Origin of the sequence: Pseudomonas sp. 10C3, assembly GCF_036346185.1 — a bacterium.
Classification (GTDB): domain Bacteria; phylum Pseudomonadota; class Gammaproteobacteria; order Pseudomonadales; family Pseudomonadaceae; genus Aquipseudomonas.
Window position 1 is genome coordinate 1 of record NZ_JASJVE010000236.1, and the last position, 230, is coordinate 230.

General features: G+C 61.7%; 1 protein-coding gene. It reads left to right on the top strand.

From position 1 onward, the window contains the following. The coding region (locus QN399_RS26735) for a hypothetical protein (protein WP_330201987.1) at positions 1-199 on the top strand (199 nt) is incomplete at its 5' end. Positions 200-230 lie beyond the last annotated feature (31 nt).

Here is a 230-nt window from a genome sequence, read left to right on the forward strand (position 1 = left end):
CCGTTTCATCGACATCTCCTTGGGGTTTGGCGTGCACGTGCTGGTGGATGGGCCATTGTGTGTGAAGTCAAAGCTGCTTGAGCAAGTTCAGACCGGGATACCCTTCGGGCCACAATCGCCCCTCGCGGGCCGGGTGGCAGCGCTGATCAGCGTGTTGACCGGTCTTCAACGGGTAGTGTTCTGCAACTCCGGCACGTAAGCGACGATGACCGCCGTGCGGCTCGCCAGGG